Annotated in this window: 25 protein-coding genes, 1 tRNA gene and 3 pseudogenes; 23 read left to right on the forward strand and 6 right to left on the reverse strand. The window is 38.4% G+C overall.

Going from position 1 to position 24,039, the window contains the following annotated elements; all coding sequences use genetic code 11:
• Positions 1 to 24: 24 nt before the first annotated feature.
• From ACTNBF_RS10515 to ACTNBF_RS10555, 9 genes and pseudogenes are all read left to right on the forward strand, one after another.
• Positions 25 to 900, forward strand: coding sequence for a DUF3881 family protein (locus ACTNBF_RS10515; RefSeq protein ID WP_427807285.1), 876 nt, complete (start codon positions 25 to 27; stop codon positions 898 to 900).
• A gap of 353 nt (positions 901 to 1,253) precedes the next feature.
• Positions 1,254 to 1,325 (forward strand) — tRNA-Arg (locus ACTNBF_RS10520).
• Between the two features lie 188 nt (positions 1,326 to 1,513).
• Positions 1,514 to 1,807 carry a type II toxin-antitoxin system RelB/DinJ family antitoxin gene (locus ACTNBF_RS10525; protein WP_441089223.1) on the forward strand — a complete coding sequence of 98 codons (294 nt, stop codon included), beginning with the start codon at positions 1,514 to 1,516 and terminating at the stop codon, positions 1,805 to 1,807.
• A complete protein-coding gene (locus ACTNBF_RS10530) occupies positions 1,797 to 2,111 on the forward strand; it encodes a type II toxin-antitoxin system RelE/ParE family toxin (RefSeq protein ID WP_441089224.1) in 315 nt (104 codons plus the stop codon). Before ACTNBF_RS10525 ends, ACTNBF_RS10530 begins: the two co-directional genes overlap by 11 nt.
• Positions 2,112 to 2,245: 134 nt before the next feature.
• Positions 2,246 to 4,234 (forward strand): annotated as a pseudogene (locus ACTNBF_RS10535) (CD1108 family mobile element protein).
• A 26-nt stretch (positions 4,235 to 4,260) separates the two neighbouring features.
• Entirely contained in the window at positions 4,261 to 4,572 is a 312-nt protein-coding gene (locus tag ACTNBF_RS10540) for a DUF4315 family protein (RefSeq protein WP_441089225.1), read from the forward strand.
• A complete protein-coding gene (locus ACTNBF_RS10545) occupies positions 4,547 to 5,242 on the forward strand; it encodes a CD1107 family mobile element protein (RefSeq protein ID WP_441089226.1) in 696 nt (231 codons plus the stop codon). Before ACTNBF_RS10540 ends, ACTNBF_RS10545 begins: the two co-directional genes overlap by 26 nt.
• 73 nt (positions 5,243 to 5,315) lie before the next feature.
• On the forward strand, positions 5,316 to 7,424 hold the full coding sequence (locus ACTNBF_RS10550; RefSeq protein WP_441089227.1) for a DNA topoisomerase 3: 2,109 nt from the start codon (positions 5,316 to 5,318) through the stop codon (positions 7,422 to 7,424).
• Between the two features lie 39 nt (positions 7,425 to 7,463).
• Positions 7,464 to 8,519, forward strand: coding sequence for a DUF5688 family protein (locus tag ACTNBF_RS10555; RefSeq protein ID WP_441089228.1), 1,056 nt, complete (start codon positions 7,464 to 7,466; stop codon positions 8,517 to 8,519).
• A 323-nt stretch (positions 8,520 to 8,842) separates the two neighbouring features.
• Here ACTNBF_RS10555 and ACTNBF_RS10560 read toward each other — a convergent pair whose 3' ends face one another.
• Genes ACTNBF_RS10560 through ACTNBF_RS10575 form a run of 4 tightly spaced genes read right to left on the reverse strand, consistent with a single transcriptional unit; the run spans position 8,843 to position 11,197 of the window.
• Entirely contained in the window at positions 8,843 to 9,160 is a 318-nt protein-coding gene (locus ACTNBF_RS10560) for a hypothetical protein (RefSeq protein ID WP_441089229.1), read from the reverse strand.
• Positions 9,157 to 10,692, reverse strand: coding sequence for a relaxase/mobilization nuclease domain-containing protein (locus ACTNBF_RS10565; protein ID WP_441089230.1), 1,536 nt, complete (start codon positions 10,690 to 10,692; stop codon positions 9,157 to 9,159). Before ACTNBF_RS10565 ends, ACTNBF_RS10560 begins: the two co-directional genes overlap by 4 nt.
• A 9-nt stretch (positions 10,693 to 10,701) precedes the next feature.
• Positions 10,702 to 10,833 (reverse strand): hypothetical protein, encoded by a 132-nt coding sequence (locus ACTNBF_RS10570; protein ID WP_441089231.1) that lies wholly within the window; start codon positions 10,831 to 10,833, stop codon positions 10,702 to 10,704.
• Entirely contained in the window at positions 10,811 to 11,197 is a 387-nt protein-coding gene (locus ACTNBF_RS10575; RefSeq protein ID WP_441089232.1) for a plasmid mobilization protein, read from the reverse strand. Before ACTNBF_RS10575 ends, ACTNBF_RS10570 begins: the two co-directional genes overlap by 23 nt.
• A gap of 408 nt (positions 11,198 to 11,605) precedes the next feature.
• Here ACTNBF_RS10575 and ACTNBF_RS10580 point away from each other — a divergent pair, with 408 nt between their 5' ends.
• From ACTNBF_RS10580 to ACTNBF_RS10635, 12 genes are read left to right on the forward strand one after another with little or no spacing between them, the layout of a single operon-like run.
• Positions 11,606 to 11,791, forward strand: a complete 186-nt coding sequence (locus ACTNBF_RS10580) for a helix-turn-helix domain-containing protein (protein ID WP_441089233.1) — start codon at positions 11,606 to 11,608, stop codon at positions 11,789 to 11,791.
• Positions 11,792 to 11,798: 7 nt separating this feature from the next.
• Positions 11,799 to 12,167 carry a His-Xaa-Ser system protein HxsD gene (hxsD, locus tag ACTNBF_RS10585; protein WP_441089234.1) on the forward strand — a complete coding sequence of 123 codons (369 nt, stop codon included), beginning with the start codon at positions 11,799 to 11,801 and terminating at the stop codon, positions 12,165 to 12,167.
• A complete protein-coding gene (locus ACTNBF_RS10590; protein ID WP_441089235.1) occupies positions 12,164 to 12,364 on the forward strand; it encodes an HxsD-like protein in 201 nt (66 codons plus the stop codon). The genes hxsD and ACTNBF_RS10590 overlap by 4 nt, the downstream gene beginning before the upstream one ends.
• Complete coding sequence (locus ACTNBF_RS10595) at positions 12,364 to 13,395, forward strand: hypothetical protein (RefSeq protein WP_441089236.1); 1,032 nt, start codon at positions 12,364 to 12,366, stop codon at positions 13,393 to 13,395. Before ACTNBF_RS10590 ends, ACTNBF_RS10595 begins: the two co-directional genes overlap by 1 nt.
• Entirely contained in the window at positions 13,386 to 14,492 is a 1,107-nt protein-coding gene (hxsC, locus tag ACTNBF_RS10600) for a His-Xaa-Ser system radical SAM maturase HxsC (RefSeq protein ID WP_441089237.1), read from the forward strand. The genes ACTNBF_RS10595 and hxsC overlap by 10 nt, the downstream gene beginning before the upstream one ends.
• Positions 14,489 to 15,880: a His-Xaa-Ser system radical SAM maturase HxsB gene (gene hxsB / locus ACTNBF_RS10605; RefSeq protein ID WP_441089238.1), complete on the forward strand. Its 1,392-nt coding sequence runs from the start codon at positions 14,489 to 14,491 to the stop codon at positions 15,878 to 15,880. Before hxsC ends, hxsB begins: the two co-directional genes overlap by 4 nt.
• A gap of 2 nt (positions 15,881 to 15,882) precedes the next feature.
• Positions 15,883 to 17,253, forward strand: a complete 1,371-nt coding sequence (locus ACTNBF_RS10610) for a hypothetical protein (RefSeq protein ID WP_441089239.1) — start codon at positions 15,883 to 15,885, stop codon at positions 17,251 to 17,253.
• A gap of 2 nt (positions 17,254 to 17,255) precedes the next feature.
• Positions 17,256 to 17,810: a His-Xaa-Ser repeat protein HxsA3 gene (gene hxsA3, locus ACTNBF_RS10615; protein WP_441089240.1), complete on the forward strand. Its 555-nt coding sequence runs from the start codon at positions 17,256 to 17,258 to the stop codon at positions 17,808 to 17,810.
• Positions 17,811 to 17,826: 16 nt separating this feature from the next.
• The gene (locus tag ACTNBF_RS10620; protein WP_441089241.1) at positions 17,827 to 18,936 is read left to right on the forward strand and encodes a 5-bromo-4-chloroindolyl phosphate hydrolysis family protein; all 1,110 of its coding nucleotides are present in this window, start codon (positions 17,827 to 17,829) and stop codon (positions 18,934 to 18,936) included.
• A gap of 6 nt (positions 18,937 to 18,942) precedes the next feature.
• Positions 18,943 to 19,749 carry a toxic anion resistance protein gene (locus tag ACTNBF_RS10625; RefSeq protein WP_441089242.1) on the forward strand — a complete coding sequence of 269 codons (807 nt, stop codon included), beginning with the start codon at positions 18,943 to 18,945 and terminating at the stop codon, positions 19,747 to 19,749.
• Positions 19,750 to 19,763: 14 nt separating this feature from the next.
• Positions 19,764 to 20,936, forward strand: coding sequence for a toxic anion resistance protein (locus tag ACTNBF_RS10630; protein WP_441089243.1), 1,173 nt, complete (start codon positions 19,764 to 19,766; stop codon positions 20,934 to 20,936).
• Between the two features lie 45 nt (positions 20,937 to 20,981).
• Positions 20,982 to 21,455: a rhomboid family intramembrane serine protease gene (locus tag ACTNBF_RS10635; RefSeq protein WP_441089244.1), complete on the forward strand. Its 474-nt coding sequence runs from the start codon at positions 20,982 to 20,984 to the stop codon at positions 21,453 to 21,455.
• A 314-nt stretch (positions 21,456 to 21,769) separates the two neighbouring features.
• On the opposite strand, the pseudogene ACTNBF_RS10640 reads toward ACTNBF_RS10635, so the two are convergent.
• Positions 21,770 to 22,369 (reverse strand): annotated as a pseudogene (locus ACTNBF_RS10640) (IS6 family transposase); the annotation flags it as partial.
• Positions 22,370 to 22,484: 115 nt separating this feature from the next.
• Between ACTNBF_RS10640 and ACTNBF_RS10645 the strand changes: the two are divergent.
• Positions 22,485 to 22,769, forward strand: coding sequence for a transposase (locus ACTNBF_RS10645; RefSeq protein WP_441024439.1), 285 nt, complete (start codon positions 22,485 to 22,487; stop codon positions 22,767 to 22,769).
• Entirely contained in the window at positions 22,766 to 23,680 is a 915-nt protein-coding gene (locus ACTNBF_RS10650; RefSeq protein ID WP_441089245.1) for an IS3 family transposase, read from the forward strand. The genes ACTNBF_RS10645 and ACTNBF_RS10650 overlap by 4 nt, the downstream gene beginning before the upstream one ends.
• A 49-nt stretch (positions 23,681 to 23,729) precedes the next feature.
• Here ACTNBF_RS10650 and ACTNBF_RS10655 read toward each other — a convergent pair.
• Positions 23,730 to 24,039 (reverse strand): annotated as a pseudogene (locus ACTNBF_RS10655) (transposase); the annotation flags it as partial.

Here is a 24,039-nt window from a genome sequence, read left to right on the forward strand (position 1 = left end):
TCAATACAATGAATGAGGTAAATTGTGCATAAATATTTAAAAGCAATTGGATTTCAAAACGTAACTTCCGAAAAAGAATGGAATCGTATATTAATCCAGTCCGAAGAAGAGTTTACCGATTATCAAAGAATTTCATTGGAAGAAGAACTTGATTTTGGTGAACTTCGTAAAGAATACGGAATGGGTATAGGAATCTATTCATACGGACAGATTGATGAATATGAGACTTATACACGTGAGTATTACCTGCCGTATTTTGAAGGAAACGGAATTACCTCCTACGCAGATATAATTGTAGAAAAAAGAAGCGACAAAGAAGCATATATCGGAATATGCGAAGATGTGAAAGTCGGGGTCAGCCTGATTTTCCATCTTCAAAACGGAATCGAGTACCGGAAAGAACTGATGGCAGGAAGAATTCCGAAAAATTCCACATCCGTCACACTCTCCGGACTCGCAGTTTCCGGAACGATCCTGTTTCCTGTTATGAAAAGCAAAGAACAGGAACAGGAAATCCGCGAAGAGTCCCGAAACAGAATGATGCTTCTTAGCGCAGCAAGAGAAGGAGATTCCAAAGCAATCGAAAGTCTGACCATGGAAGATATGGATCTGTATTCGCAAGTTTCCAGAAGAGTTCAGACAGAAGATATATACAGTATTGTAGATACATATTTTATGCCATGCGGTGTAGAATGTGACCAGTATTCGATCCTGGGAGAAATTCTGGATATTGATACGGTAGAAAATAAACTGACAAAAGAAGAAATCTATGTATTTACGGTCGATGTCAATGAGCTTCGATTCGATATCTGCGTACCGGTAAAATCGGTGCTCGGTGAACCGGCGATCGGGCGAAGAATTAAGGCAGATATATGGCTTCAGGGGAAGATTAATTTGTAACTGTTCAGAGCCAAGCAGATTTGTCAAAAAAGGGCGATGAATGCTTGCATTCGTGAACACTTTTTTGTACAAATCTATTTGGCGGATACGCCACATTGAGAAAATACGAAGTGTTTTCGAGGTTGGCTCTGAACAGTTCATTAATTTTAAAAATAAAGCAGGCTGGGCTGATGTGGAAGATGACAGTTCAGTCTGTGAAAATGAAGAATGTTAGGAGTGATTGACGGGAGAGAGGAGTAATTTCTTGGTTGACAAAATGGAATTTGAAAGGTATCATTATATGTGTTCAGCTGAATTGATGATGGAATAAGATGTGTGAATTCGGTTGGGGAATGGTGGAAATTAAATAGTGGGTTCTCTTAGTTAAATGGATATAACAAGTGCCTCCTAAGCACTAGTTGTGGGTTCGATTCCCGCAGGGAACGGTTTGAAAGAAAAAAGCGTCCATGATCTTAGCAGAGAATGCTAGAGGAGGGGGTGCTTTTTTGTTGGGGAAAGTAGATTCTAAAATAATTCGGATGATATAAAATGCAAAAACATTACAAATGAATTGAAATAGTAATGATCAGGTATTATAATAATAGATAATAAAAAAGAAATGGAGGAATAATGAATGGCTAGTACAATTCAAGTACGTGTTGATGATGAGTTAAAGAGCAAGTCAGATCAGTTGTTTAAAGATCTTGGCACAGATACTACTTCTGCAATTCGGATGTTTTTGACACAAGCTGTTGCAAATAACGGTTTCCCATTTGAGATAAAACGGGTGGAGCATAATCCGTATGCTGCCATGTCTGAAGAAATGATGTTGGAGAAACTGGAGAAATCAAGAGCATCTGCATCAAAGGGTAACTATCGATCTGCGGATGCTGTTATTGCTGATATGAGGGAAAAGTATGGAATATAAAGTAGTAGTAACAGCAGATGCAGAAGAAGATTTAAATCAATACATCAGATATTTGCTTATGGTGAAAAAAAGTGATCAGGCGGCGAAAAATGTTTTGGATGATTTTGAGGCTACTATTCGGAGCCTTAAAAGTGTTGCAGGAAGTTTGAAGCCGTGTGATAATCCTCGATTAAAAGAACTGGGGTATCGAAGGATAAATTTTCTTTCACATAGGTATTTTATGCTGTATCGAATTGTTGAGGATATTGTGTTTGTAGATAATATTTTTCATGAATTTCAGGATTATGAAAACAAAATGATTTAATTGAAAATGGGATTCTTAGGGAAGGTCATTTACCGTGAAGACGATAGATGGCCTTTTTCTTATGTCTTTTTCGATGGAAAGGAGGAAAGATGGCAGGAAAAGAATATACAGCGAAAGACAAGATCTTTTCTAAAATGACAAGAGAAGGTCTGACAGAAGATACACTCCGGGATGGTTCTGTGAAGAAAATCAGCCAGAAAAGTCGGGATGAACCTGAACTTGACAGTAAGGAGCGAGATGAGAAAAATGCGGCTCCCGGCAAAAGGCTGTCGGACAGTTCCGGAAGAACTGATAACCGACGCATGAGAAGGTATGTGCAGGAATTAAGAATGTCTTCGGATATTGCATCTGAAGAAAGATCTGCAAGAACTTTTTCCAAAGCAAACAGTGAAAGAATCATAGAAAGAAAGGACAGCCGGTATCAGGGAAAGCTTCGTTCTCAGGAACAGATTCCGGAAGTATCCGGTATCTCGGATCAGAAAGATCAAGTAAAGAAGAAACGTGCTCGAAAGAGACTGACAGAAGAACAGGCAAAATCGGGGAGGCTTCCAGATTGAAGTTTGATGCTGCGAAGGAAGCAGCAGACCGAACTGCCAGGGATTCAGTGCAAAATGCAGAAAAGAAGCGTTTCTTAAACCGCTTCTTCCAGAGAAAAAATATAAAGATGCCTACCGGGCTGCCAGAGCTGGAAAAACAGCAGGAAGTCCCGGAGGAGCAACAACGATTGCCGGTGTCGAGAACATGACGGTAAAAGCCAAGATTGCTTTAAAAGAAATCGTAAGGCGAAACCGTACCGTGTTTCTTGGTATCGGCATTTTTTCGCTCATTTTTATGCTGATTGCAGTTTCTTTGGGAAGCTGCAGTGCTTCGATTCAGGGTGGAGCTTCCGTGATCGGTATGACAACCTATCCCAGCACAGATGCAGATATCTATGCGGCAGAAAATGCTTATGCTGCCATGGAGGAGGCATTAAACCGGCAGATTAACAATATGGAGTCTACATATCCGGATTACGATTCCTATCAGTACAATGTCAGCGAAATCGGGCATAATCCGTATCATCTGACTTCATACCTACCCCAAAATATGGTGGATATACCTATGACGATGTAAAGGATGAATTACAGGATCTGTTTCAGGCACAGTATCATCTGTCAACCCATGGAAGGACGGAAACTGTCACAGAAACGAGAACAGTACGTGTGGGAGAATCCCTGGGAAATGTGGTAACCAGCGGATATTGTAACTGTTCTATCTGCTGTGGAAGGTGGTCCGGAGGGCCGACAGCCAGCGGTGCATACCCGACAGCTAACCATACGATTGCGGTTGATGCAAACAATCCGATTGTACCTCTAGGAACGAAAGTGAGCATGAACGGTGTGGAATATACGGTAGAGGATACCGGTAATTTTGCCAGATATGGAGTTGCCTTTGATGTGTATTACGACAGCCATTCTGCTGCCAGCGCACATGGACATCAGACCTGGGAGGCATTTCTGGCAGATGATAATGGCAGTCGGGAGGTGGAGGTTACTACCACTACTACTCAAAGAGTCCTCTATGTCACTCTAACGAATACAAATTTTGATGCAGTGGCAAGGGCAAATCTGACAGAGGAACAAGAAATCCTGTACGATGCATTGAATACCACACTGGGCAACCGGGATTATCTGTGGGATGTAAACCGAATCACTGGAGCCGGAGGCGGCATGAGCTATGAGATCCCACCGGAAGCACTGTCGGATGAACGTTTTGCAAGAATGATCCTGGAAGCAGAAAAATATCTGGGATATCCCTATGTATGGGGCGGATCTTCACCGAGTACCAGTTTTGACTGTTCCGGGTTTGTATCCTGGGTAGTCAATCATTGTGGAAATGGATGGAATTATGGACGTCGGACAGCAGATGGGCTTCGCGGTCTCTGTACTTATGTTCCACCGTCTCAGGCAAAGCCGGGAGATTTGATCTTTTTCCAGGGAACCTATAATACCAGCGGTGCCAGCCATGTGGGAATTTATGTTGGCAATGGAATGATGATTCACTGCGGGGATCCGATCCAGTATGCGAATATCAATACATCCTACTGGCAGCAGCATTTTATGTGCTTTGGAAGACTGCCTTAAAAATAAAAAAGAAGGAAGGTGAAAATTTGAATCGGAAGATCAAAAAGTATCTGGATGAGATTGAAAAGACCGAAAAAAAGATCGCTGATCTGGAAATGTATCTGAAAGGTGTCCGGTCAGCTCTGAAAGAGGAAGAAAATAACGAAATGATCAAAAGCATCTGTGGAATGAAATTAAAAGGGCAGGAATTATTTGACCTGCTAAACGGAATCCAGGATGGAACGATATCATTTGTAGCGAGCGGGGAGTCAGAAGAAGAATCTGGCTCCTTTGTTGTTCAGGAAGAAAAAAGAGAAAGTGAGGAAAATGAATATGGTGAAATGGAAGAAACTGAATAAAAAACTGGTGATGCTTTTGACAGCAGCAATGATGCTTTTTGGAAGTCAGGCTACTGCGTTTGCCTATGTGGATCAGGGTACAGAAGCTGCTCAGGAGGAATCAACAACAGAAACGGAGGAACCGGTGGTTGAGGATACTCATACCGAGGAAAATGGCGATCCGTTCTCTGTTCCTGGTAACGGAGAGGTAAGGGATGACATTACCGATGATTCCAGTAAGGAATTCTTGACGATTAAAACAAAGAATAACAATACGTTTTATATCGTAATCGACCGGGCAGCTACTACGAATAACGTGTACATGCTGTCTCAGATTGATGAAAATGACCTGAAAGAATTTCTGGATGAGGATCAGCAGCAGACTTTAGAGACTGCCCCTTCGGTAGTCCTGGAGGATGAGCATACAGACGATACGGAAAGCAGCATGGTTGTTGAAGAAGAAACACAGGCAGATAAACCGGATAAAACAGCAACAAATTCTGGTCTGTTTGTGATCCTGCTTCTGGCTGTAGCGGGGATTGCAGGCTATTACTACTTCAAGATCTACAAACCGAAGCAGGAAGATGATGATTCTGAAAACGAAGGTCTGGAAATGGATGACGGGCTGGAGACCATCAATGAGGATGAGGAATCAGACAATCCGGAAGAGAAAGTCGAATCACAGGAATAAATCCAAAAAGGTGGAAGCTGATGTTGTATAAGGGCAACGCAGCTCCCATATAAGTGAAAGGAGTTGTAAGAATATGTATTTAGTGATTACAGAAAAACCAAGCGTAGCCAGATCCATTGCGGATGTGATCGGCGCACAGAAACGTGAAGACGGATATCTGGAAGGAAAGGATTGTATCGTCAGCTGGTGTCTTGGACATCTTGCTGAATATGTGGCTCCGGATGCTTATGACGAGAAATTCAGCAGATGGAACTATGAGGATCTGCCCATTATTCCGCAGGAGTGGAAACTGGCAGTGTCAAAGGACAAGAAGGATCAGTTCTATGTGTTAAAGAAGTTGCTGAACCGTCCGGATATCGACTATGTAGTAAATGCCTGTGATGCAGGACGGGAAGGAGAATTGATCTTCAAGAGAGTCTATGATCTTTCCCGGAGCAGAAAACCGGTAAAAAGACTGTGGATTAGTTCTATGGAAGATGAAGCCATCCGTGAGGGATTTTCTCAAATGAAAGATGCGTCTGCATATGAAAACCTTGCCGATGCTGCTGTGTGCAGAGCCCAGGCAGACTGGCTGGTAGGAATGAACGCAACCAGAGCTTACACCAGTAAATATTATAAGAAGCTGACTGTGGGGCGTGTCCAGACACCGACGCTTGCCATGCTGGTAGACAGGGACAGAGCTGTTTCCTCATTCCAAAAGGAAAAGTATTTCAATGTGGAACTGGATCTGGATGGTCTGCAGGTAGAAAGACAGAAAATCTTTGATGAAAAGGAAGCAGAAAAACTGAGAGTTCTTTGCCAGGGAAGCGATGCTGTTGTGGAAGAAATACGTTCAACAGATAAGACTGTAAGACCACCGAAGCTTTATGATCTGACTACTTTGCAGAGGGAAGCGAACCGACATTATGGTATGACTGCCCAGCAGACGTTAAATGCAGCACAGTCTCTGTATGAGCAGAAACTGATCACCTATCCGAGAACTGACAGCCAGTATCTGACGGAGGATATGGAGATAACTGCAGGAAATGTGATTCGGAGAATTCATGAAAAGTATCAGCTGACAGGTCCCTTTGATCAGCCGAAAAAGCCGAATATCAGGCTTGTCCTGAATAACCGGAAGGTATCCGATCATCATGCAATTATTCCCACTGTGGAATTGACAGATTATGATCTGTCACAGTTAAAGGATTGGGAACAGAAGGTATTGTTCCTCATCTGTGTCCGTATGGTGGAAGCAACAGAAAAGGATCATATTTTCACAGAAACCGATATCACCGTGAAATGCCAGAACGAGCTGTTTTCCGCAAAAAAGAAAGTTGTAAAGCAGATGGGATGGAAGCTTTATGAAGAGTGTTTCAAGAACAAAGATGGGCTGGCTATAGAAAATCCGGAAAATGTAGAGACAGACCGGTTTTCTAATTTGACTCCCGGACAGATCTTTTACAATGTGGCAGCTGATAAATCGGAGCATCTCACTTCCCCACCGAAACAGTACAGCGAAGATACTCTGCTTGCAGCTATGGAGACAGCCGGGAATAAGGAATTCGATGAGGATACAGAGAAAAAGGGGCTGGGAACTCCGGCAACCAGAGCAGGAATCATTGAAAAACTGGTACATTCCCAGTATGCCGTCCGTAAGGGAAAACAGATCATTCCTACAGAAGATGGAAAGGTTCTGATTGAGATCCTGCCCGACTTTCTGAAATCAGCCAGCATGACAGCGGAATGGGAAAATCAGCTTCTGGATATGGAGAAAGGGAAGATCACTCCGGATACCTTTATGACAGGGATCAAAAATATGATCACCATGATGCTGAATGGATGTGACACGATTCCGGAGGAAGAAACCAGAAGGTTCCAGACAAGGGAAAGCATCGGAACCTGTCCGGTATGCGGAAGTCTGGTGTATGAAGGGAAAAAGAACTTCTACTGCAGTAACAGGGAATGTCGTTTTGCCCTCTGGAAAGAAACAAAATATCTGGAGCGGATGCTGAAAACCATCGATAAACGTATGGCTGCCGAGCTTTTAAAAAGCGGGAAAGTCCGCGTAAAGGATCTGTATTCTGTCAAAAAAAATATGTATTTCGAAGCAGATCTGATCATGGATGCGAATGAAGAACGCGTGAATTTCTCTCTTGAATTTCCAAGTAGGAAATCATCAGGGAAAAGCAAGAAAAAATAGAAAACGAAAAGAGAAAGAAATCAGGAAAGGACGAGAAATATGGAATTTGAAAAATTTGTAGAAACTGTAAAAGAAACAATCAAAGACTATCTTCCGGCTGAATATAACAATGCCAGTGTTGATGTTTATCCCCATGAAAAGTTGAATGAAAGCTATCTGGGGATGACTGTAAGAATGGAGAACCAGGTGGCGTCCCCTACACTGAACCTGAACATGTTCTATGAACAGATGCAGGATGTTCAGATGAATATGGAAGATATTATGGAACGGATGGCTGAGGTTGTGCAGATCACACCTATGGATATTGATATGGATATTTTGACTGATTATGAAAAAGCAAAAGAGAATCTGTTTATCCGGGTATCTGATGCGGACAGGAATCAGGAAATGCTGTCAAAAGTTCCTCATACTCGTGTAGAGAATCTGGCGATTACCTATCATATCTTTGCTAATTCCAGAGCAGATGGCATTGCTTCTGCGATTGTAAACAACGAAATGATGAAACTTTTTGGTATTTCAAAGGACCAGCTTCATCAGGATGCTCTGGAAAACAGTCCGAAGGTGTTTCCGGTCAAGATAGAATCTATGGATAAAATGATGGAAAATATGATGAGAAATGATATGCGGGCTGCCGGTGTAAAGGAAGAAGATATTGACCAGATGATGGAAGAAATGTATCGGAATATGGCTGTTCCGCTCACCATTGTTACGAATGAGCAGATGCTCGATGGTGCTGCAGTTCTCTTCTATCCCGGCCAGATGGATCAGATTGGAGAAGCATTAAAGGGAGACTATTATATTCTTCCCTCTTCCACTCATGAAATGCTGGTTCTTCCGAATAATGGAGAGATGACCTCCCGTGAATTAAAACACATGGTAATGGAAGTGAATAACAGTGAAGTCCGTCCTGAAGAAAAGCTGGCGGATGAAGTGTATCACTACGATACCAAGGACAGGATTTTTGAAAAAGCATCTGCTTTTGAAGAACGTCAGAAAGCGAAAGGAAAGAAACAAACAATACCTGATAAGAAAGATGCAAATATGTTTCAACCGGTACATAAACCGAAGCATAAAGCAAATGATATGTCACTTTAAAAGTATGTGTATGAGAAGCCCCGTCGGAATTAGAAACCGGCGGGGTTTTAGAAAGGAGTTCGAATAAACAGAGAAAATAATTTCGAAGAAATCCAGCCGGTTCAATCATCTACTATCCCACTTCCGGTTGCGGGAAAGGATATGAACAGCATCCTGAAATCTTTGGAGACTGGCGTGGAGAATATCTTTACTGGTGAGAAATATGCCCAGTATCTGCAGACTATGGATTATATGTCCTCGCTGGGTCAGTCTTGCAGCAAAGACCATATTCTTTTCTGCTTCTTTTACTGCGAAACAGTTCAATATTTTTGTCTCGATTTTATTCATTGTGTGCCCCCCTCCCTGACCAGTGCGTTTAACAGAAACAGGTAGTTCAAACCGTCGGTAATCTTCTCCTCCCACATGCTCTGGTCGTAAGTAGACTGCTCTGAAAAGCACATATCATAAAGTGAGATGATGTGTTTTGCCATCATTCCGGCAAGGGCTCTTTCAGGTGTACATTCCTGCAGAGCTGCAGCTGTTTTAAATGCACTGAGCCTGTCCGGGTTGTTTCCAGTATATTCTTTTGCTTTCCCGCGCAGGGTTTCTTCACAGCGGTTTACTTGCTGTATGAATAGCAAATTAAAGTCTGATTGTGTCATAATGTTTTGTCCTCCTTCTTTTTGTGTTGTGAATTTGTTTTTAGGTTTTCTGTCTGTGCCGGTTGTTCGTAATGTGTATGAATGGATGGTTCCTTCCTTTCGAGAATGGCATCTACATTGGCATTGGCGATTTCCAGTTCTTTGTGATAATCCTTCAATTGTTTTACAACTGATTTCTGAGTAGCAATGGATTTCTGTAGTTCCGATTTTTGAGATTTCAGGACTTTCATCGAAAGCATCTTTCCATCCGGATAGAACGCTTTTAACCAGTCACGGGCTTCCTCGTAGGATTTGATTTCCGATAAATGATCCTGTCGGAATTTCTTTTTATTTTTCGATTTCAGAAATTCAGCATATATCGGTTTTGAAGCAAAATATTGTCCGGTGTAGTGGATCTGTGCGTTTACATCTTTCATTTTGGAAAATAGATCTGAAAGATGTTCCTGCGCTTCTTCCATCTTCAACCGAATGTCAATTTCCTGTGTCCTCAGATCTTCTCTGGTGTCATAGCCGTGTTCCTGAATATAGATCAAGGTATCTGACATTTGCTGCAGATTGCTGATCTTCACTTTTCGGGCATAAGCCTGATTCTGCATTGCCTTTACATTTGTCTGAAGATCCGTCACAAGACGAAGCTCAGATTTTACATAAAAGATTATGAATGAATCTGTATGATAATCGAGATTTGCAGCATTTTCTGTATTGTGAGAACTTTCATGCGGTTGACTTTTGTTGATGAAATGGTTCTGGAATTGCTGTTCCAGATATTCTTTTCCATAGTTGCCTCCCAGAGATTCTGACGAGATCCGTCTATCCCTGTCCGGATGAAGACACCGGTAACTTCCCCTTTTCTCAATGACAGAAATATTGTATCTGTCCAGAAGCAGAGATTGGAATTCATCGAAACTTCCGGATAACTGCGAGCAGTCATCAATGGCATCTCTCAAAAACTGTTTTTGTGTCTGAAATACAGTCGAAGCCGGTTTTAGCCCAGCAGCACGGATTTTCTCATTTGTTTTATCTATCTGATCCTGTCCATGCGTCTTTGCCCAGTATTCTTCTCTCGTTATTTTTGCAGGTGCCGGAGAAAGGAGATCTACCTGATGGAGCCCTTCCCGGTCACACATCTCCATGACTTCTTTTTTTAAATGATTTAGAAATCTTGTTGTGTACCGGTGTTTAAATCCGGCTTCATGTTCATGAGGCTTGTCCATGTAATCCTGTCGGTCAACGGCATATTTCCGAACACTGTTAATGACAATATGAGTATGAATGTTACCGGAGCCATTATGCCCATCTGTATGAGTGACGACCAGTGACTGATAACCAGGAAAGTTTTTTCTGGCAAAATCCAGACATAGTGTCTGTGCCTTTTCACCGGTAAGTCCACATTCTGTTGCATCAGCAGGGTCAAAACTGATGATGTAATGGTGGCTTTTGATATCCCCTCTTTTTTGATTTTTGTGAAAAAATATATTTGTCTTCTCACATTCTTTGTCAAAAGACATTGGGTCACAATGCAGTCCGTCCATATAGAATTTTTATCTCAACAGTTTCCTGCCGGAATCATCCAGAATCGCTTTTCCCGTTTTTTCATTGTGTTGGAAAAACAGATATTCCAATGCATCGGAATAATTCGCATTTCTGCTTTTAATGTGTTTGATTATGGCCATGCAATTCACCTGCCATTCGTAATACTTCTTTTCTTAAGGAAAACAGATCAGTGATACACTGCCGGATCTCATCTTTCATTTTCGCAGAGCTATCTCCACCGGTGTTAAAATATCTTGCAATCTGATTGAGGTTTGATCCAATTTTTCCATATTCATTGACAAGGCACCTTAGTTCATCCATGTCAGCTACGATTTCATAATGAAGTTGAATATCCTTTTCCAAGAATGATTTCCTTAAAAATTCTGAGCGCGACAAGCCAACAATTTCTGCTGAATGATCTAATAGTTCCAATTCAGAATCTGTAAGTTTCAATGAAATAATATTCTTGTGGCGAAGATTTTCCGGTTTTTTCTTACGTGGCATATTCCTCCTTTCCTGAAAAAATCAATTATTCCACATTGTGGATTCACAGAATTAGATCAGCTGTCCCTTCTGATATAATTCGTACTGCGACCACTTTTGTGGGAGCCAGATGACATCAAAGATGTTCAAATCGAGGGTATGGGGAAACGGAATCCCCATCAAGACTGCATCCCCGAAAGTAATAGAAAATCCAGTAAATGGATTTTGGTATTACCGGGGTGGATCTTGCTCTTAGAAAAAGAACCTCTTACTTATATGGGAAAAGAGAGCTCCTTATACAACATGGAGTGCTTGAGAACTGTAATAATAATTTTGCATTGTGGCATGGAATACTAGATATTTGATTGAAAATATTCCTGTATGGGAATATAATAAAATTGACGTTTTTATAAATATTGGAGGCATATAATGGACTATTTGACAACGAGTGAGATTGCTACAAAATGGAATATTTCACGAAGACGAGTTTCTATGTATTGTAAAGATGGAAGAATAAAAGGGGCTGTATTAAAGGGGAAAACTTGGTTAGTTCCCCCAAATGCAGAAAAACCAGAAAATCCTCGACATCAAAAACGTCATTTTGAAGGAGAATAAATGAGTTATGCAAATAGAATTTGAAGAAATGCTCAAATTTAGTAAAGAATTATATTCAAGAACAGCCCTTATCAAAGCTGCATACAATTTTACCGATATAGCATACATTCATCTAGATGCGGATGAAAACTATTATTATGTTTCTATGTCAGCTAAAGAGGAGGGAAAATCTATTTCAGAAAAAGATTTTATTAATGAAATGCTTTCTCAGAGTGTAAGACATGAAGTTTACAAACAAACAAAAAATATTAGAGAACTTATGCTTGCCAGAGCAATGGCTTCAAGTGTAATGCTGAATGAAAATTATGACAGCTTAGAAAATGAAAATGAAGAGTTTTCTGAAGATGAAATATTAAAGGATTGGTTTAAAGAATGATAACGTTACATTTGCATTCGGAAATTTATTCCGTTGAAAATATTGAATATACAAAAAAAGTATATGCAAATTTTGCAAATATTAATATTACATCAGAGAATAATTATTGGTTAGTAAATTTTTCGGATTGTAAATATGATGAAAAAGAAACTATCAAAGCCTTTGAAAATTATCTGATTGGATTGGAGAATTCTTAATGGGGTGGATGGAAATTCTTTTTCTTCTAGTTATGATTACTTTATGTTTAGCGGTTATTAAAACTGATATAACAGAAGGAATGGTATACAATAAGACGCTATTAATATTTTTGGTGCTTGCAATAATAATGGACTTTTTTTACTATGGATTTTTTTATCGTGAAATGATATTTCCATTTGTTGTAAATATCATTGTTGTTTCATTAGCCAGTTTTTGTTTATTTTATTCGCATTGTTTTGCAGGGGGAGACTGTAAATTAATAATTGTATTGTCATTGCTCTATCCCTCTAGATGTTATATAAGCTATGGAAATAGCTTAATTACAATTGTCTTTACCATCGGCATTGCAGTTTTTTATGGGTATATTTATTTATTAGTAACTTCAATATATGGCCTTGCAAAAAAAGATAATAGAATATCAAGTAATTATGTAAAGAGTTATTTATGCTCATTTTTTAAATCGTTTTTTACCGCACTTATTTATATCAGTGCAGTTACTTTCATTTTACACTTGTTGGCTAAAATTGGATTGTTTGTTCCGATTTGGCTTACCCGGGTTATCTGCATTATAGTTTCCTGGGGAACTGGTAGATATCCCATTTTTAGAAAAAAACAGATTTTAATATCTGCTCTCGCTGGTGATATTGTGTTGGCTATTTGGTTGAAACTTATTCCCTTTTCGATTCATCCCGAAAATTATATTTTAGTTGTTGCGCTTTTAATTTGCCAAATGACTATAAAAACAAGCTTATATCAAGAGATTTCTATAGATGAAATTAAAAAAGGAATGATTTTGTCAATGGGATCAACGGTTTTAATGCAAAGTTCAAGAGTGAGAGGGCTTCCGAAAATATCATCTGAAGACTTGAGAGACCGTCTTACCGAGGATGAAGTAGAAAGTGTTAGACGATGGGCCAAAAGTAAAAAACAGGAAACAGTGACTATAGTAAAGAAAATTCCTTTTGCTGCTTTTATTGCTCTTGGATTTATTAGTTATATGTGTGCTTGGGGATTATTGTCATGGATATAAGAATAGAGAACTATGCTGAAGGGTTTAAATATGTATCTTTGGCATTGGATGAACCAACAAAGAAAGATTTATTGGAGGATGAATTGGATTTTATCTTCCTTGATAAAAAACAACTATTTCTTCTTCCTTCAAATATAGAATTAGAAGTAGATGAGGATGGTATTTGTGAATTATTGCATCATAATAATTATGATGTTTTCGAAATATGGCCAGATGGAAGAATGTATCTACGATATGACACAACTTCTATAGAAAATTATTTTTTTGTTACAGGTAAATGTAATTCTAATTGTATTATGTGCCCTTCTCCAGATTATTCAAGGAAGAATGGTGATGAAACAAATATTGATAATTTAATTACTTTGGCTAAGCATATTCCATCAGATAGCCCACATTTAACAATTACAGGTGGAGAACCTTTTTTAAGCGGAGAAGAAATTTTTAAATTTATTATTTTGTTACGTGAAAAATTTCACAAAACAGAATGCTTGTTTTTAACAAATGGAAGAATTTTTGCATTGGATAAATATGCGAAGATGCTACGGGATTCAATACCGAATAATAGTATTCTTGCAATTCCAATTCATGCTTCAAATGCAGAACTTCATGATTACATTACTCAGACCAAGGGTAGTTTTTCCCAGACAATATTGGGAATTAAACGATTGTTGAGATATGGTATACGAATCGAAGTACGAATTGTTGTTTCTAAGATTAACTGTGATGATATCAACAATCTGGCAGACTTTATTATCCGGGAGATTCCACAGGTCGGATATATTAGTGTGATTGCAATGGAAATGACAGGAAATGCATTTAAGAATAAAGATAGTTTATGGATTTCTTATAAAGAAGCATTTTACTATGCTTCGGGCGCGATAAAGAAACTAATAAATAACGGCATTGATGTGAAACTTTATAATTTCCCATTATGTACTGTAGATCCTTCATACTGGATGATTAGCGAGAAAAGTATTTCTCCGAATAAAGTACGTTATAGTGAAACTTGTGAAGGATGTAGTTATAAACAATCATGTGGCGGTGTGTTTGCGGGCACTATTAATATTGAAAGAGATGAGTTGAAGGCAATTATATGAAGTTGAATTATTTTAATTTCAAATCTTTCGGGAAAAAGATTCTATTAACTAATGATTTTGGAGAATATATATTTGTTAAAGAATCTGAATTCAGGGATTTGATTATGCAAAAAGTTGATAAGGGATCTTTGTTGGAACAGAAGTTAATAGAGCACCATATGATCTATGATGAAACGGCGTTATCATTTTCAGACGTGAATCGATATAATCTTAGAGTTGTAAAAAATCATTTAAATATGTCTGCATCATTACATATATTCGTTGTTACAACAGCATGTAATATGGGGTGTATATATTGTCAGGCCAATAATGGAACCAAATGTTCAAATCTATTTATGGGGAAAAAGATTGCTGAGAAAGCAGTTGATATTGCACTTCAATCTCCAACAAAGTGCTTAACTTTTGAATTTCAAGGAGGAGAACCTCTCCTGAATTTTGACGTAATAAAGCATATTGTTGAATACACAGAAGAAAATAAAGGTGCTCATTTAGTTAATTATAATATTGTTTCTAATTTGACATTGCTTGACGAAAATATATTGTCTTTTATTAAAGAACATAATTTTGGAGTGTCCACATCTATTGATGGTCACGATTTGCTTCATAATCATAATAGGCCATACAAGGATGGATCACCAACATATAATAAAGTAGTTGAATCGCTTGGTAAATTACGTGATGCCGGGATATATGTTGGTGCAATTCAAACCACGACAAAGGAGTCTTTAAAATATCCAAAAGAAATTGTTGAGACCTATTACGATCTAGGTTTTGACAGCATATTTATTCGACCTTTAACCCCTTTGGGAAAGGCAACAGTTAATTGGAATGAGATTGGATATTCTGCAGAAGAATTTTTGGAGTTTTATTATAAAGCATTAAATACAGCAATCCAACTAAATGAGAACGGTTGTTTTTTTAAGGAAGAACATGCGTCTATTTTGCTTAAAAGAATTGCAGGACATTTTGTAAATTATATGGAACTTAGATCGCCTTGTGGAGCAGGAATTGGACAGATTGCTTACTATGCTGATGGTAATATATTTACATGTGATGAAGGAAGAATGTTGTATGAAATGGGAAATAAAGCATTCTGTTTAGGAAATGTAATGACAAGTACATATCAGTCTCTTATTAATAATAGTACATGTAAAGCTATTTGTGCATCTAGCATTCTGGAAACGATACCGTCTTGTTGTGATTGTGTTTATCAGCCATATTGTGGGACTTGCCCAGTGGTTAGTTTTGCTACGAGCGGAGACATTATTGAAAAATCTCCACATGGTTATAGGTGTAAGATTTATTCTGGATTATTAGATATACTCTTTTCCTTATTTTTAGAAAATGATGATAATAAAATTCAGATATTGAATTCATGGAGTAATTAACAATGGAAAAAGATATAAAATCAGATTTAATGGTTCAAAACGAAGGTTCAGCACTCGAAGGAATAAATAATGTTTCTAACGAGGAAGAGATTCCTGAAAATGAATATAGGAAGGAAAAGAAAAAAAGAAAAAACAAAATAATTGCAGGGTTAGTTTGTGTGGTTATCGCTGAAGCCAGTATAGCTGGAGCTTTTTCTTACATAATCAGTACTCATAATATTCATAAACGTGTTACACGGGAATATCAATACCAGAATCAAGGATTTGTGTCTACAACAATGGGTACATATTCTGGAGAAATGGATTTTGGGTTGTTTGATGGAACGGGTGAATTCCTATTTGATACTAGTGCTGTTTATACAGGAGAGTTCGAAAATGATTGTATTCAAGGGTTAGGTAATCTAAAAACTCCTGTAGAAGGAACATACGAGGGGGAATTTTCATCAGGAAAAAAAGAAGGTGTTGGATTATTTACCTGGGACGATGGTGATTCTTATGAGGGTGAATGGAAATCCGATAAGATGAATGGTCAAGGTGTGTATATAACAGCCAATAATGTTATATTTACCGGAACATTCGAAAACAATATTTTTAAGGAAGGTACCTGTGAGTTTGAAAATGAAACAGGCAAATACAAAATCAGATTTGATAATAAAGAAATAAGCAACGCTGAAATCACATATCAAGATGGTACAACATATTCGGGCGATTGTACAAAGAGTGGTATTACTGGATCGGGAACCATGATGTTTTCAAATATGGACTCATATTCTGGAGAAATGGAGAACGATAAACGTTCTGGAAAGGGTGTATATACTTGGAAGTCCGGTGCTTCTTATGATGGTGATTGGTTGAATGACGATATGTCCGGTACTGGAACATATACATATTCCAAAGATAATTATGCAACAGGAACATTTGAAAAAAATATTTTTATAGAAGGAACATATCACGTTTCAAATGACTTCGGTATATATACATTTATTATTAAGGAAGGTGAACCTACTTCTGTTGAAATGACATTAAAGAATGGAACAAAATATTCCGGAGATATGTCAGCTGGAAAGTTAAATGGCAAGGCTCAAATTACATATAGTAATGGAGATAAATATAGCGGTATGGTGTCAAATAACCAGAAGTCAGGGCAGGGGACCTACGAATGGACAAGTGGTGCCTCTTATGAAGGAGAATGGTCTGAAGATAAAATGAGTGGAACAGGATCCTATTATTATTCTCCAAAAGAAGGTGGTTATATGCTTACTGGAGAATTCAAAAATGGGCATCCTAATGGAGAATGTACATATTATGTATCATCTTCAGAGTATTACAAAACAGATTGGTCAAATGGAAAATGTGTAAAGGTGTATGAGTAATTATGGATAAATTATTTCCCGAATTTCAAAAAAGTATAGAGAATTTAATAGAGGATGAAGAAGGCAATATTCCAGGCAATAAGTTACTGGCTTTAGGAACAATGATTATAATTTTAGGTAGTTTAATGACAGTGGATGCATTTGCAGCACATAGATCGCACAGTTCGCATAGATCGCACAGTTCGCATAGTTCACATTCATCAGGTTCACATGGAAACAGTCATAGCAATCATGGAAGCCATGAAAGCCATCAAAGCCATCAGAGCCATACTTCCCATTCGAACACAGGATCTCATTCGAACTCAAGATATAGTGCAGAGGGTGATGTTAGTTACTCAGCACCAGCAGCTTCTAGTGTGCCAAAAATTTCAGAGCCTACTGTAGAGATGACAGCAGATTCATTAGGATTGCCAGAGGTTAATCAGAATATTCAGTTACCGAATGGAACACCGATTTCTAGTATTCTTCCATCTTTTGCTGTTCCAGCATCAACTGTAACAAGTAAGATGGATTCCATGGAAATGAATACTCCGTCATCTACGGATCCGATTGAATAAAAAGAGGTGTTAGCATATGGCTTTATTCAAAAAAAATATTTCAAAAGATAACAATATAGTGGCTGAAAGAGTGTCGCAACCAGTAATAAAAAACTATGAACAAGAACCTGTTCAAGCTGCAACGATTGTAATTAATAGTATACAACAAGGAAATTATTCCGAAATTAGTCAAAAACTAGAAGAACTGCCGAGCACTGGATTTCGTCGAACTCAGTATGTTTTTGAGGCACCAAGAACAACAATTTTCAAATGGATAATTGGTATATGCATTTGCTTTATCATAGGATATTTATATTATGCCGTTATGGGACTTGGAATGCACATTTATTCCGATAATTATGAGGTGTATAGCCAAGTCTTCTTAGGAGTTACTTTAGCGGTATTTGTTATTAATGTTATTGTCATTATTTTGGCTATTAATTCAATAAAATTTGCTAAACGATATGAAAAATATTTTGAATTAATGAATTATAAGAATGTTGAGATAATTGATGATATATGTGCATATACTTCTTTTCCATATTCCAAGGTAGTAAAAGATCTTTCTTGTGCAGTAAAACAAAAACTCATTCCTCAGGGGCATTTTTCTACTGAGAATCTGGTGTTTATTGCCTCTGATGAAATGTATAAAAAATACGAAGAAAATAAACCAGTATATGATCGATATTATAAACAGTTAATTGAAGAACGTATTCGCATGGGGGAACGTTCTGAGGAGATACAAAAGATTTTAGATATTGGACAAGAATATGTTGATAAAATACATGACAGTAATCGACTAATTAAAGAAAAAGATATAACAATGAAATTGGATCGAATGGAAAAAATAGTTGCTACAATTTTCCGTGAAGTTGATCTTAATCCAGAACAGTCCGGAAAGCTTGGGATGTTCTTGAATTATTATTTACCAACCACGGAAAAATTACTGAATGCATACATCGATATGAATGAAAAAGAGATTGGAGGACCAAACATTAAAAATGCCAAAAGGGATATCGAACATGCCATTGATATGTTGATTGTTTCGTTTGAGGGTATTCTAAACCAGTTCTATGAGGAGCAAGAATTGGATATTGCCAGTGATATCTCTACTATGGAATTACTTATTAAACAAGAACAAATGTAGAAGAATATGGAAAATGACAAGCTAATTGATTACATTGATGATCTAAAATCGGTATTACAAGGAAGATTGGTTATTGGGAATCAGGAATCTATTTCTGTATATGGAAGTGTCGAACAACAAAAGTTGGGAGAATTTGCGAAAGAGATTACACACTTGTTTTTAAATCAAGGTTACAACATAGAGATTACCATTAACAATATCCTGGACGAATTGAAAGAATTTCAAGTTTCACCGCATAAAAAGGGATGGGATTTATCCTTTTTGAAAAAATCCCCGCCCAAATCCGTTTTGTTGGGTCATTACAATTCTACTCTCAAATATATAGAAAAACTGAGTGTAGAGCTGAAGCTACAAGAAGCGGCAATATTAAAAGAAAGTAATGTGCTTGAATGTTTGGAAAAACAAATAGAACGGTGTTGCAATGAATTGCAAAACTGTATTGATAAAGGAAAAACGTTGATCATGAGCCATGATAAGACACAGAACACTGATTCTGAAGATGTCGAACATTGGTGGCTTCGATTAGAACAAAGAGTTCGTGATTTAGAACTATCTTATATGATATCAATGCAAACCTTGTCACAAGTTAGATTATTAAAAGACAACAATAATCAGATAGTTAATAGGATATTAGAAATTACGACTAAAACAATTCCTTTATGGAAAAGTCAAATGAAAGCGTTTATTTCTATTGCTAACAGTTCTGATAAGGAAGAAATAAATCGAATACTTGGTGAAAAATTGAAATTTTTGTCAGAGATAGAAATAAGAGACACTGATATCCGAAAAGAATTGAGAAATATCTCATCATGAAGGGAGAAATAATTGTGAGCACAGAAACTCAAAAAAGAACAACATTAGTATTAAATCCGGAGGATCACAAAAGAAATCCGTTATTGGATGACATTCCAGTAATGCAATCTGTTGTTTCATCAGAAGAATCCAAAGGCTACTCTGCCGGAACAATTGATGAATCAATGCTCTCAGAAGAAGAACGCGAAATGGTTGATCAATTTGCTTCTGAAATAGATATTACGAACGTTGATCAGGTTGTGAAATATGGAATGAATGCACAACAAAATATTTCTGATTTTTCAGTATCTATATTGAAAAAAGTTAAAACATATGATTTGGGTGATGTAGGTACATCACTTAAAGAATTGACAACTGCAGTAGATGCAACGACTGAACCCGAAAAAAAAGGAATTTTGGGAGTGTTTCAAAAAGCCAAAAGAGGTGTTGGATCGATTAGAGCAAATTATGCAAAGGCTGAGAGTAATGTGGATCGAATAGAAAAAGATTTACGTTTACATCAGAATGTTTTAATTCAGGATATTTCTATGTACCAGCAAATGTATGAATTGAATGTACAATATTACAAAGAATTGACGATGTATATTATTGCTGGAAAAAAGGCATTAGATAAAGCAAGGAGCGGTAAACTGGCTGAATTAAAAGTGAGAGCTGATAAAACAAATCTTCAAGAAGATGTACAAGAATACAAAGATTTTGAGGATTTATGCTATAGATTTGAGAAAAAGATTTCTGATTTGGAATTAACGAGAGTCATTGCGATTCAATCAGCTCCGCAAGTTCGCATGCTTCAAAATAATGATCGCGAAATGCTGGATAAGTTACAGTCCTCATTGTCAAATACGATTCCGTTATGGAGAAATCAGTTAGTATTGTCATTAGGTATTGAACATTCGCAGCGTGCCTTAGAAGCACAGTCTGCTCTTACTGAAAAAACGAATGATTTGTTGCGCAGAAATTCAGAAACTTTGAAAATGGCAACAATTGAAACTGCTAAAGAGGTTGAAAGACCGATTGTCGACATTGAAACTCTTCGTTTATGTAGTAAAAATCTGATATCTTCCGTAAATGAAGTTGTAAAGATTCATGAGCAGGGAACTGCAAAACGCGTGAAGGCGCAGGAAGAATTGATAAAGATAGAGGAAGAATTAAAACAGGCGATGCTTGAACCAAAATATAGAAAGTAAAATATTAATGGGAGCATTGTTGCTCCCATTTTTGAAAGGGAAAAAATGAAAAAAGTTAAAGTATCATTTAATGCTCCAGTGACACTAGGTATTGTCTTGATATGTTTCATAGTAACCATAATTGGTATTATTACACATGGAGACAGTACTTATCTCTTATTTATGACGTATCATTCCTCTTTGGCAAATCCATTAACATACCTGAGATTTTTTACGCATATATTTGGTCATGATGGGATTAACCATTTTATAGGAAATGCTACATATTTGTTGTTGTTGGGGACGCTTCTAGAAGAAAAGTATGGATCATTGAATTTGATAAAAGTGGTATTCATCACTGCTAGTGTTACGGGGATTATTAATTATGTGGTATCACCTAATACAGCATTATATGGTGCTAGTGGTATTGTATTTGCGTTTATTGTATTGTCGTCGTTTACGGGATTTAAAGAGGGAGAAATACCATTAACCTTTATTCTGGTACTTATACTGTTTGTGGGACAACAGTTTTATGGGTAGTGTCAAGTAATCTATGAAAAACTGGGCCGAAAAAAACAGGCTCAAACGAACCTTGAAAATTGCAAATATATAAGACGGAAGGCCCTCCGGGGGCTCAGGGCGCTGCCCTAAGAACCTGCAAGGGACCAGTCCCTTGACCCGATTCCGGGCTCTGCCCGGACCTGTCCTCGCCGGAAGGCAGGAAAAGGGCGCACTTGCCCCTTTTCTGCTAAACAGGATAATCCGTGAACCTTATGTCAAGAGGCTTTCGCGGCATATCCTCGCACTTCGTGCTCTGGTATTCCACGGTCCTCCTGACAACGGTTCCGCTCCATTTACGCATTTTTCTGTTTCTGGAGATTTAGAATTGTCTGTTGACCAAGGAAGATCAGCAGTTGCCATTTTCCGGGCATATTGTCAGCGCCTTCCAGCATTTCTACTGTGTTCAGGACTTTATAGTTGTTGTGTTTGTGAGGACGCAGAAAGTTATAGTATGCAACCCACAGAGCAAGGTCATAGTTGGCACCGTCGATGTTGTCAAATCCGTTTGTTTTCCGGTAGGACGCTTTATAGGTTCGGTTCAGGCGCTCGATCATCTGCTTGAATGGACGGAACTCTTTGGAAACCGCATCGTCGTTGGTAAGCCCAATCACCTGGGTAATGCAGAACTTGAAGGCATCACCAAATTCATGGAAGAACTGCTGGGCAGCCAGTGGATAGGCACTGTAACCGTCTGCGATAAAGCGGAAGTTTTTTGGAAGCTCTTTGAAATGTCGGAAAGCCATGCGCATTGCCATGATACAGGGACCGACGCCGCGGTTGTCAGAGACCTGGTAACCGATGATGGAGCGCTTCGCAGCATCCATAATGAACCAGATATAAGTTTTGATACCACGGATCTTGATATAGGTTTCATCAGCAGTGAAAGTGCTGCCGGCATGATAGTCATAGTGCTGTTAGAATATAAATAGTACAAGCCAAAATGAGAATTCCGGAATACAAATAAGGATATGCATGATACAATGAGTACGTGCTGAAGGAGGATCTCATATGGCTAAACAACATGATAAACAGTTCAAACTTGATGCTGTCCAGTACTACGAAGACCACAAGGACTTAGGAGTACGTGGATGTGCTGAAAATCTTGGTATCGGATACAGCACTTTAACCAAGTGGTTGAAAGACTTCCGGGAATCAGGCGATATCCCTGTTCGTGGTTCTGGCAACTATGCCTCTGATGAACAGAAAGAAATCGCCCGCCTTAAGCGTGAATTGCGCGACGCCCAAGATGCGCTTGATGTATTAAAAAAAGCCATCAACATTCTGGGAAAATGACAGAAGCCATTTATCTCGAAGTGTCTGAGAAGGCGGAAACTGCCAGGAAGGCTGGACGCCAGGTTTCCGTCTCCGGAATGTTGAAATTCTTAGGTGTCTCAAGGTCAGGCTACAACGCATGGCTGCATCATGTTCCATCTGATACAGAAAAGCGTCGTGAAGCTGTAAAATCCAGGATTCAGGATATTTATGATGATTCCAAACAGAACTACGGAGCTCCAAAGATTACTGCAGAACTACGTAAAAGTGGGGAAACGATATCCGAAAGAACTGTTGGCACATATATGCGCCAGATGGGAATCCGGGCTCAATGGAGCAAACCCTGGACTATCACAACCAAAGATTCTGATTTCAGCACAGAATTACAGAATATCCTGGATGAACAGTTTAATCCTGACCGCCCGAATGCAGTATGGTGTTCGGACATCACCTATATCTGGACGATAGATGGCTTCGTCTATCTGACCAGTATCATGGATTTATATTCCAGAAAAATCATCGCATGGACACTTTCAGAAACGCTGGAAGTATCCTGTGTTATTGATACTATAAATAAGGCCAAAGCCCGTCGAAAAATCAATCAACCGCTGATCATTCATTCGGATCGAGGCAGCCAATACGTTGCGAAAGAATACAAAAAGGCAACTGCGAAAATGCAGCGCAGCTATTCGAAAAAGGCATATCCGTGGGATAATGCATGTATCGAATCCTTTCATTCTATCATTAAACGTGAATGGCTGAATCGTTTTAAAATCCGCGATTACAAGCAGGCGTATCGTTTAGTTTTCGAATATCTGGAAGCGTTTTATAATACCAAACGAATCCACAGTCATTGCAACTATATGTCACCAGATGAATTCGAACGATTATATGAAAGAACCCACAGGGAAGCGGAGCTTATGGCAAGTTAAAATGGGGAAATTTCTCATTTTAACTTGTACTAAATCTTGACAGAAGACCATAGTTGTCCACGAAAGGTTTTACACAGATAGCAGCAGTTTTACAGTAGTTGGCGATTTGCTGGTGTGAGATCCGGATGTTATAAAGATCCTTCAAAGCCTGGGAGGTTTTCCGCAGGGAGAGCCCGAGGTTAACGTGAAGAGTCAGGCACAGTGACATCACGTGGGAATCGAACTTGTTGAACTTCAGGGAAGAAGCATTTTTCGGGAGGGAATCCAGATCCATTTTAAAGAAATCCACGGTGAATTCACGGTAGATGTAGTGTAGCTTGTATTCGTTCTTGCCATAAGCTTTTTCAAGATGTTCCTTA

The organism is Bariatricus sp. HCP28S3_A4, assembly GCF_052066395.1.
In the GTDB taxonomy this organism is placed as follows: Bacteria; Bacillota; Clostridia; order Lachnospirales; family Lachnospiraceae; genus Allocoprococcus.

Bases quoted from the DNA above. Each gene is read 5' to 3' on its own strand.
- hxsD (WP_441089234.1), top strand. From the start codon at position 11,799: ATGCAAATAGAATTTGAAGAAATGCTCAAATTTAGTAAAGAATTATAT.
- ACTNBF_RS10555 (WP_441089228.1), top strand. From the start codon at position 7,464: ATGGAATTTGAAAAATTTGTAGAAACTGTAAAAGAAACAATCAAAGAC.
- ACTNBF_RS10650 (WP_441089245.1), top strand. From the start codon at position 22,766: ATGACAGAAGCCATTTATCTCGAAGTGTCTGAGAAGGCGGAAACTGCC.
- ACTNBF_RS10625 (WP_441089242.1), top strand. From the start codon at position 18,943: ATGGAAAATGACAAGCTAATTGATTACATTGATGATCTAAAATCGGTA.
- ACTNBF_RS10545 (WP_441089226.1), top strand. From the start codon at position 4,547: ATGGTGAAATGGAAGAAACTGAATAAAAAACTGGTGATGCTTTTGACA.
- ACTNBF_RS10530 (WP_441089224.1), top strand. From the start codon at position 1,797: ATGGAATATAAAGTAGTAGTAACAGCAGATGCAGAAGAAGATTTAAAT.
- ACTNBF_RS10560 (WP_441089229.1), bottom strand. From the start codon at position 9,160: ATGACACAATCAGACTTTAATTTGCTATTCATACAGCAAGTAAACCGC.
- ACTNBF_RS10595 (WP_441089236.1), top strand. From the start codon at position 12,364: ATGGGGTGGATGGAAATTCTTTTTCTTCTAGTTATGATTACTTTATGT.
- ACTNBF_RS10635 (WP_441089244.1), top strand. From the start codon at position 20,982: ATGAAAAAAGTTAAAGTATCATTTAATGCTCCAGTGACACTAGGTATT.
- ACTNBF_RS10525 (WP_441089223.1), top strand. From the start codon at position 1,514: ATGGCTAGTACAATTCAAGTACGTGTTGATGATGAGTTAAAGAGCAAG.
- hxsC (WP_441089237.1), top strand. From the start codon at position 13,386: ATGGATATAAGAATAGAGAACTATGCTGAAGGGTTTAAATATGTATCT.
- ACTNBF_RS10580 (WP_441089233.1), top strand. From the start codon at position 11,606: ATGGACTATTTGACAACGAGTGAGATTGCTACAAAATGGAATATTTCA.
- ACTNBF_RS10610 (WP_441089239.1), top strand. From the start codon at position 15,883: ATGGAAAAAGATATAAAATCAGATTTAATGGTTCAAAACGAAGGTTCA.
- ACTNBF_RS10570 (WP_441089231.1), bottom strand. From the start codon at position 10,833: ATGGCCATAATCAAACACATTAAAAGCAGAAATGCGAATTATTCCGAT.
- hxsB (WP_441089238.1), top strand. From the start codon at position 14,489: ATGAAGTTGAATTATTTTAATTTCAAATCTTTCGGGAAAAAGATTCTA.
- ACTNBF_RS10590 (WP_441089235.1), top strand. From the start codon at position 12,164: ATGATAACGTTACATTTGCATTCGGAAATTTATTCCGTTGAAAATATT.
- ACTNBF_RS10620 (WP_441089241.1), top strand. From the start codon at position 17,827: ATGGCTTTATTCAAAAAAAATATTTCAAAAGATAACAATATAGTGGCT.
- ACTNBF_RS10565 (WP_441089230.1), bottom strand. From the start codon at position 10,692: ATGGACGGACTGCATTGTGACCCAATGTCTTTTGACAAAGAATGTGAG.
- ACTNBF_RS10645 (WP_441024439.1), top strand. From the start codon at position 22,485: ATGGCTAAACAACATGATAAACAGTTCAAACTTGATGCTGTCCAGTAC.
- ACTNBF_RS10575 (WP_441089232.1), bottom strand. From the start codon at position 11,197: ATGCCACGTAAGAAAAAACCGGAAAATCTTCGCCACAAGAATATTATT.
- ACTNBF_RS10550 (WP_441089227.1), top strand. From the start codon at position 5,316: ATGTATTTAGTGATTACAGAAAAACCAAGCGTAGCCAGATCCATTGCG.
- hxsA3 (WP_441089240.1), top strand. From the start codon at position 17,256: ATGGATAAATTATTTCCCGAATTTCAAAAAAGTATAGAGAATTTAATA.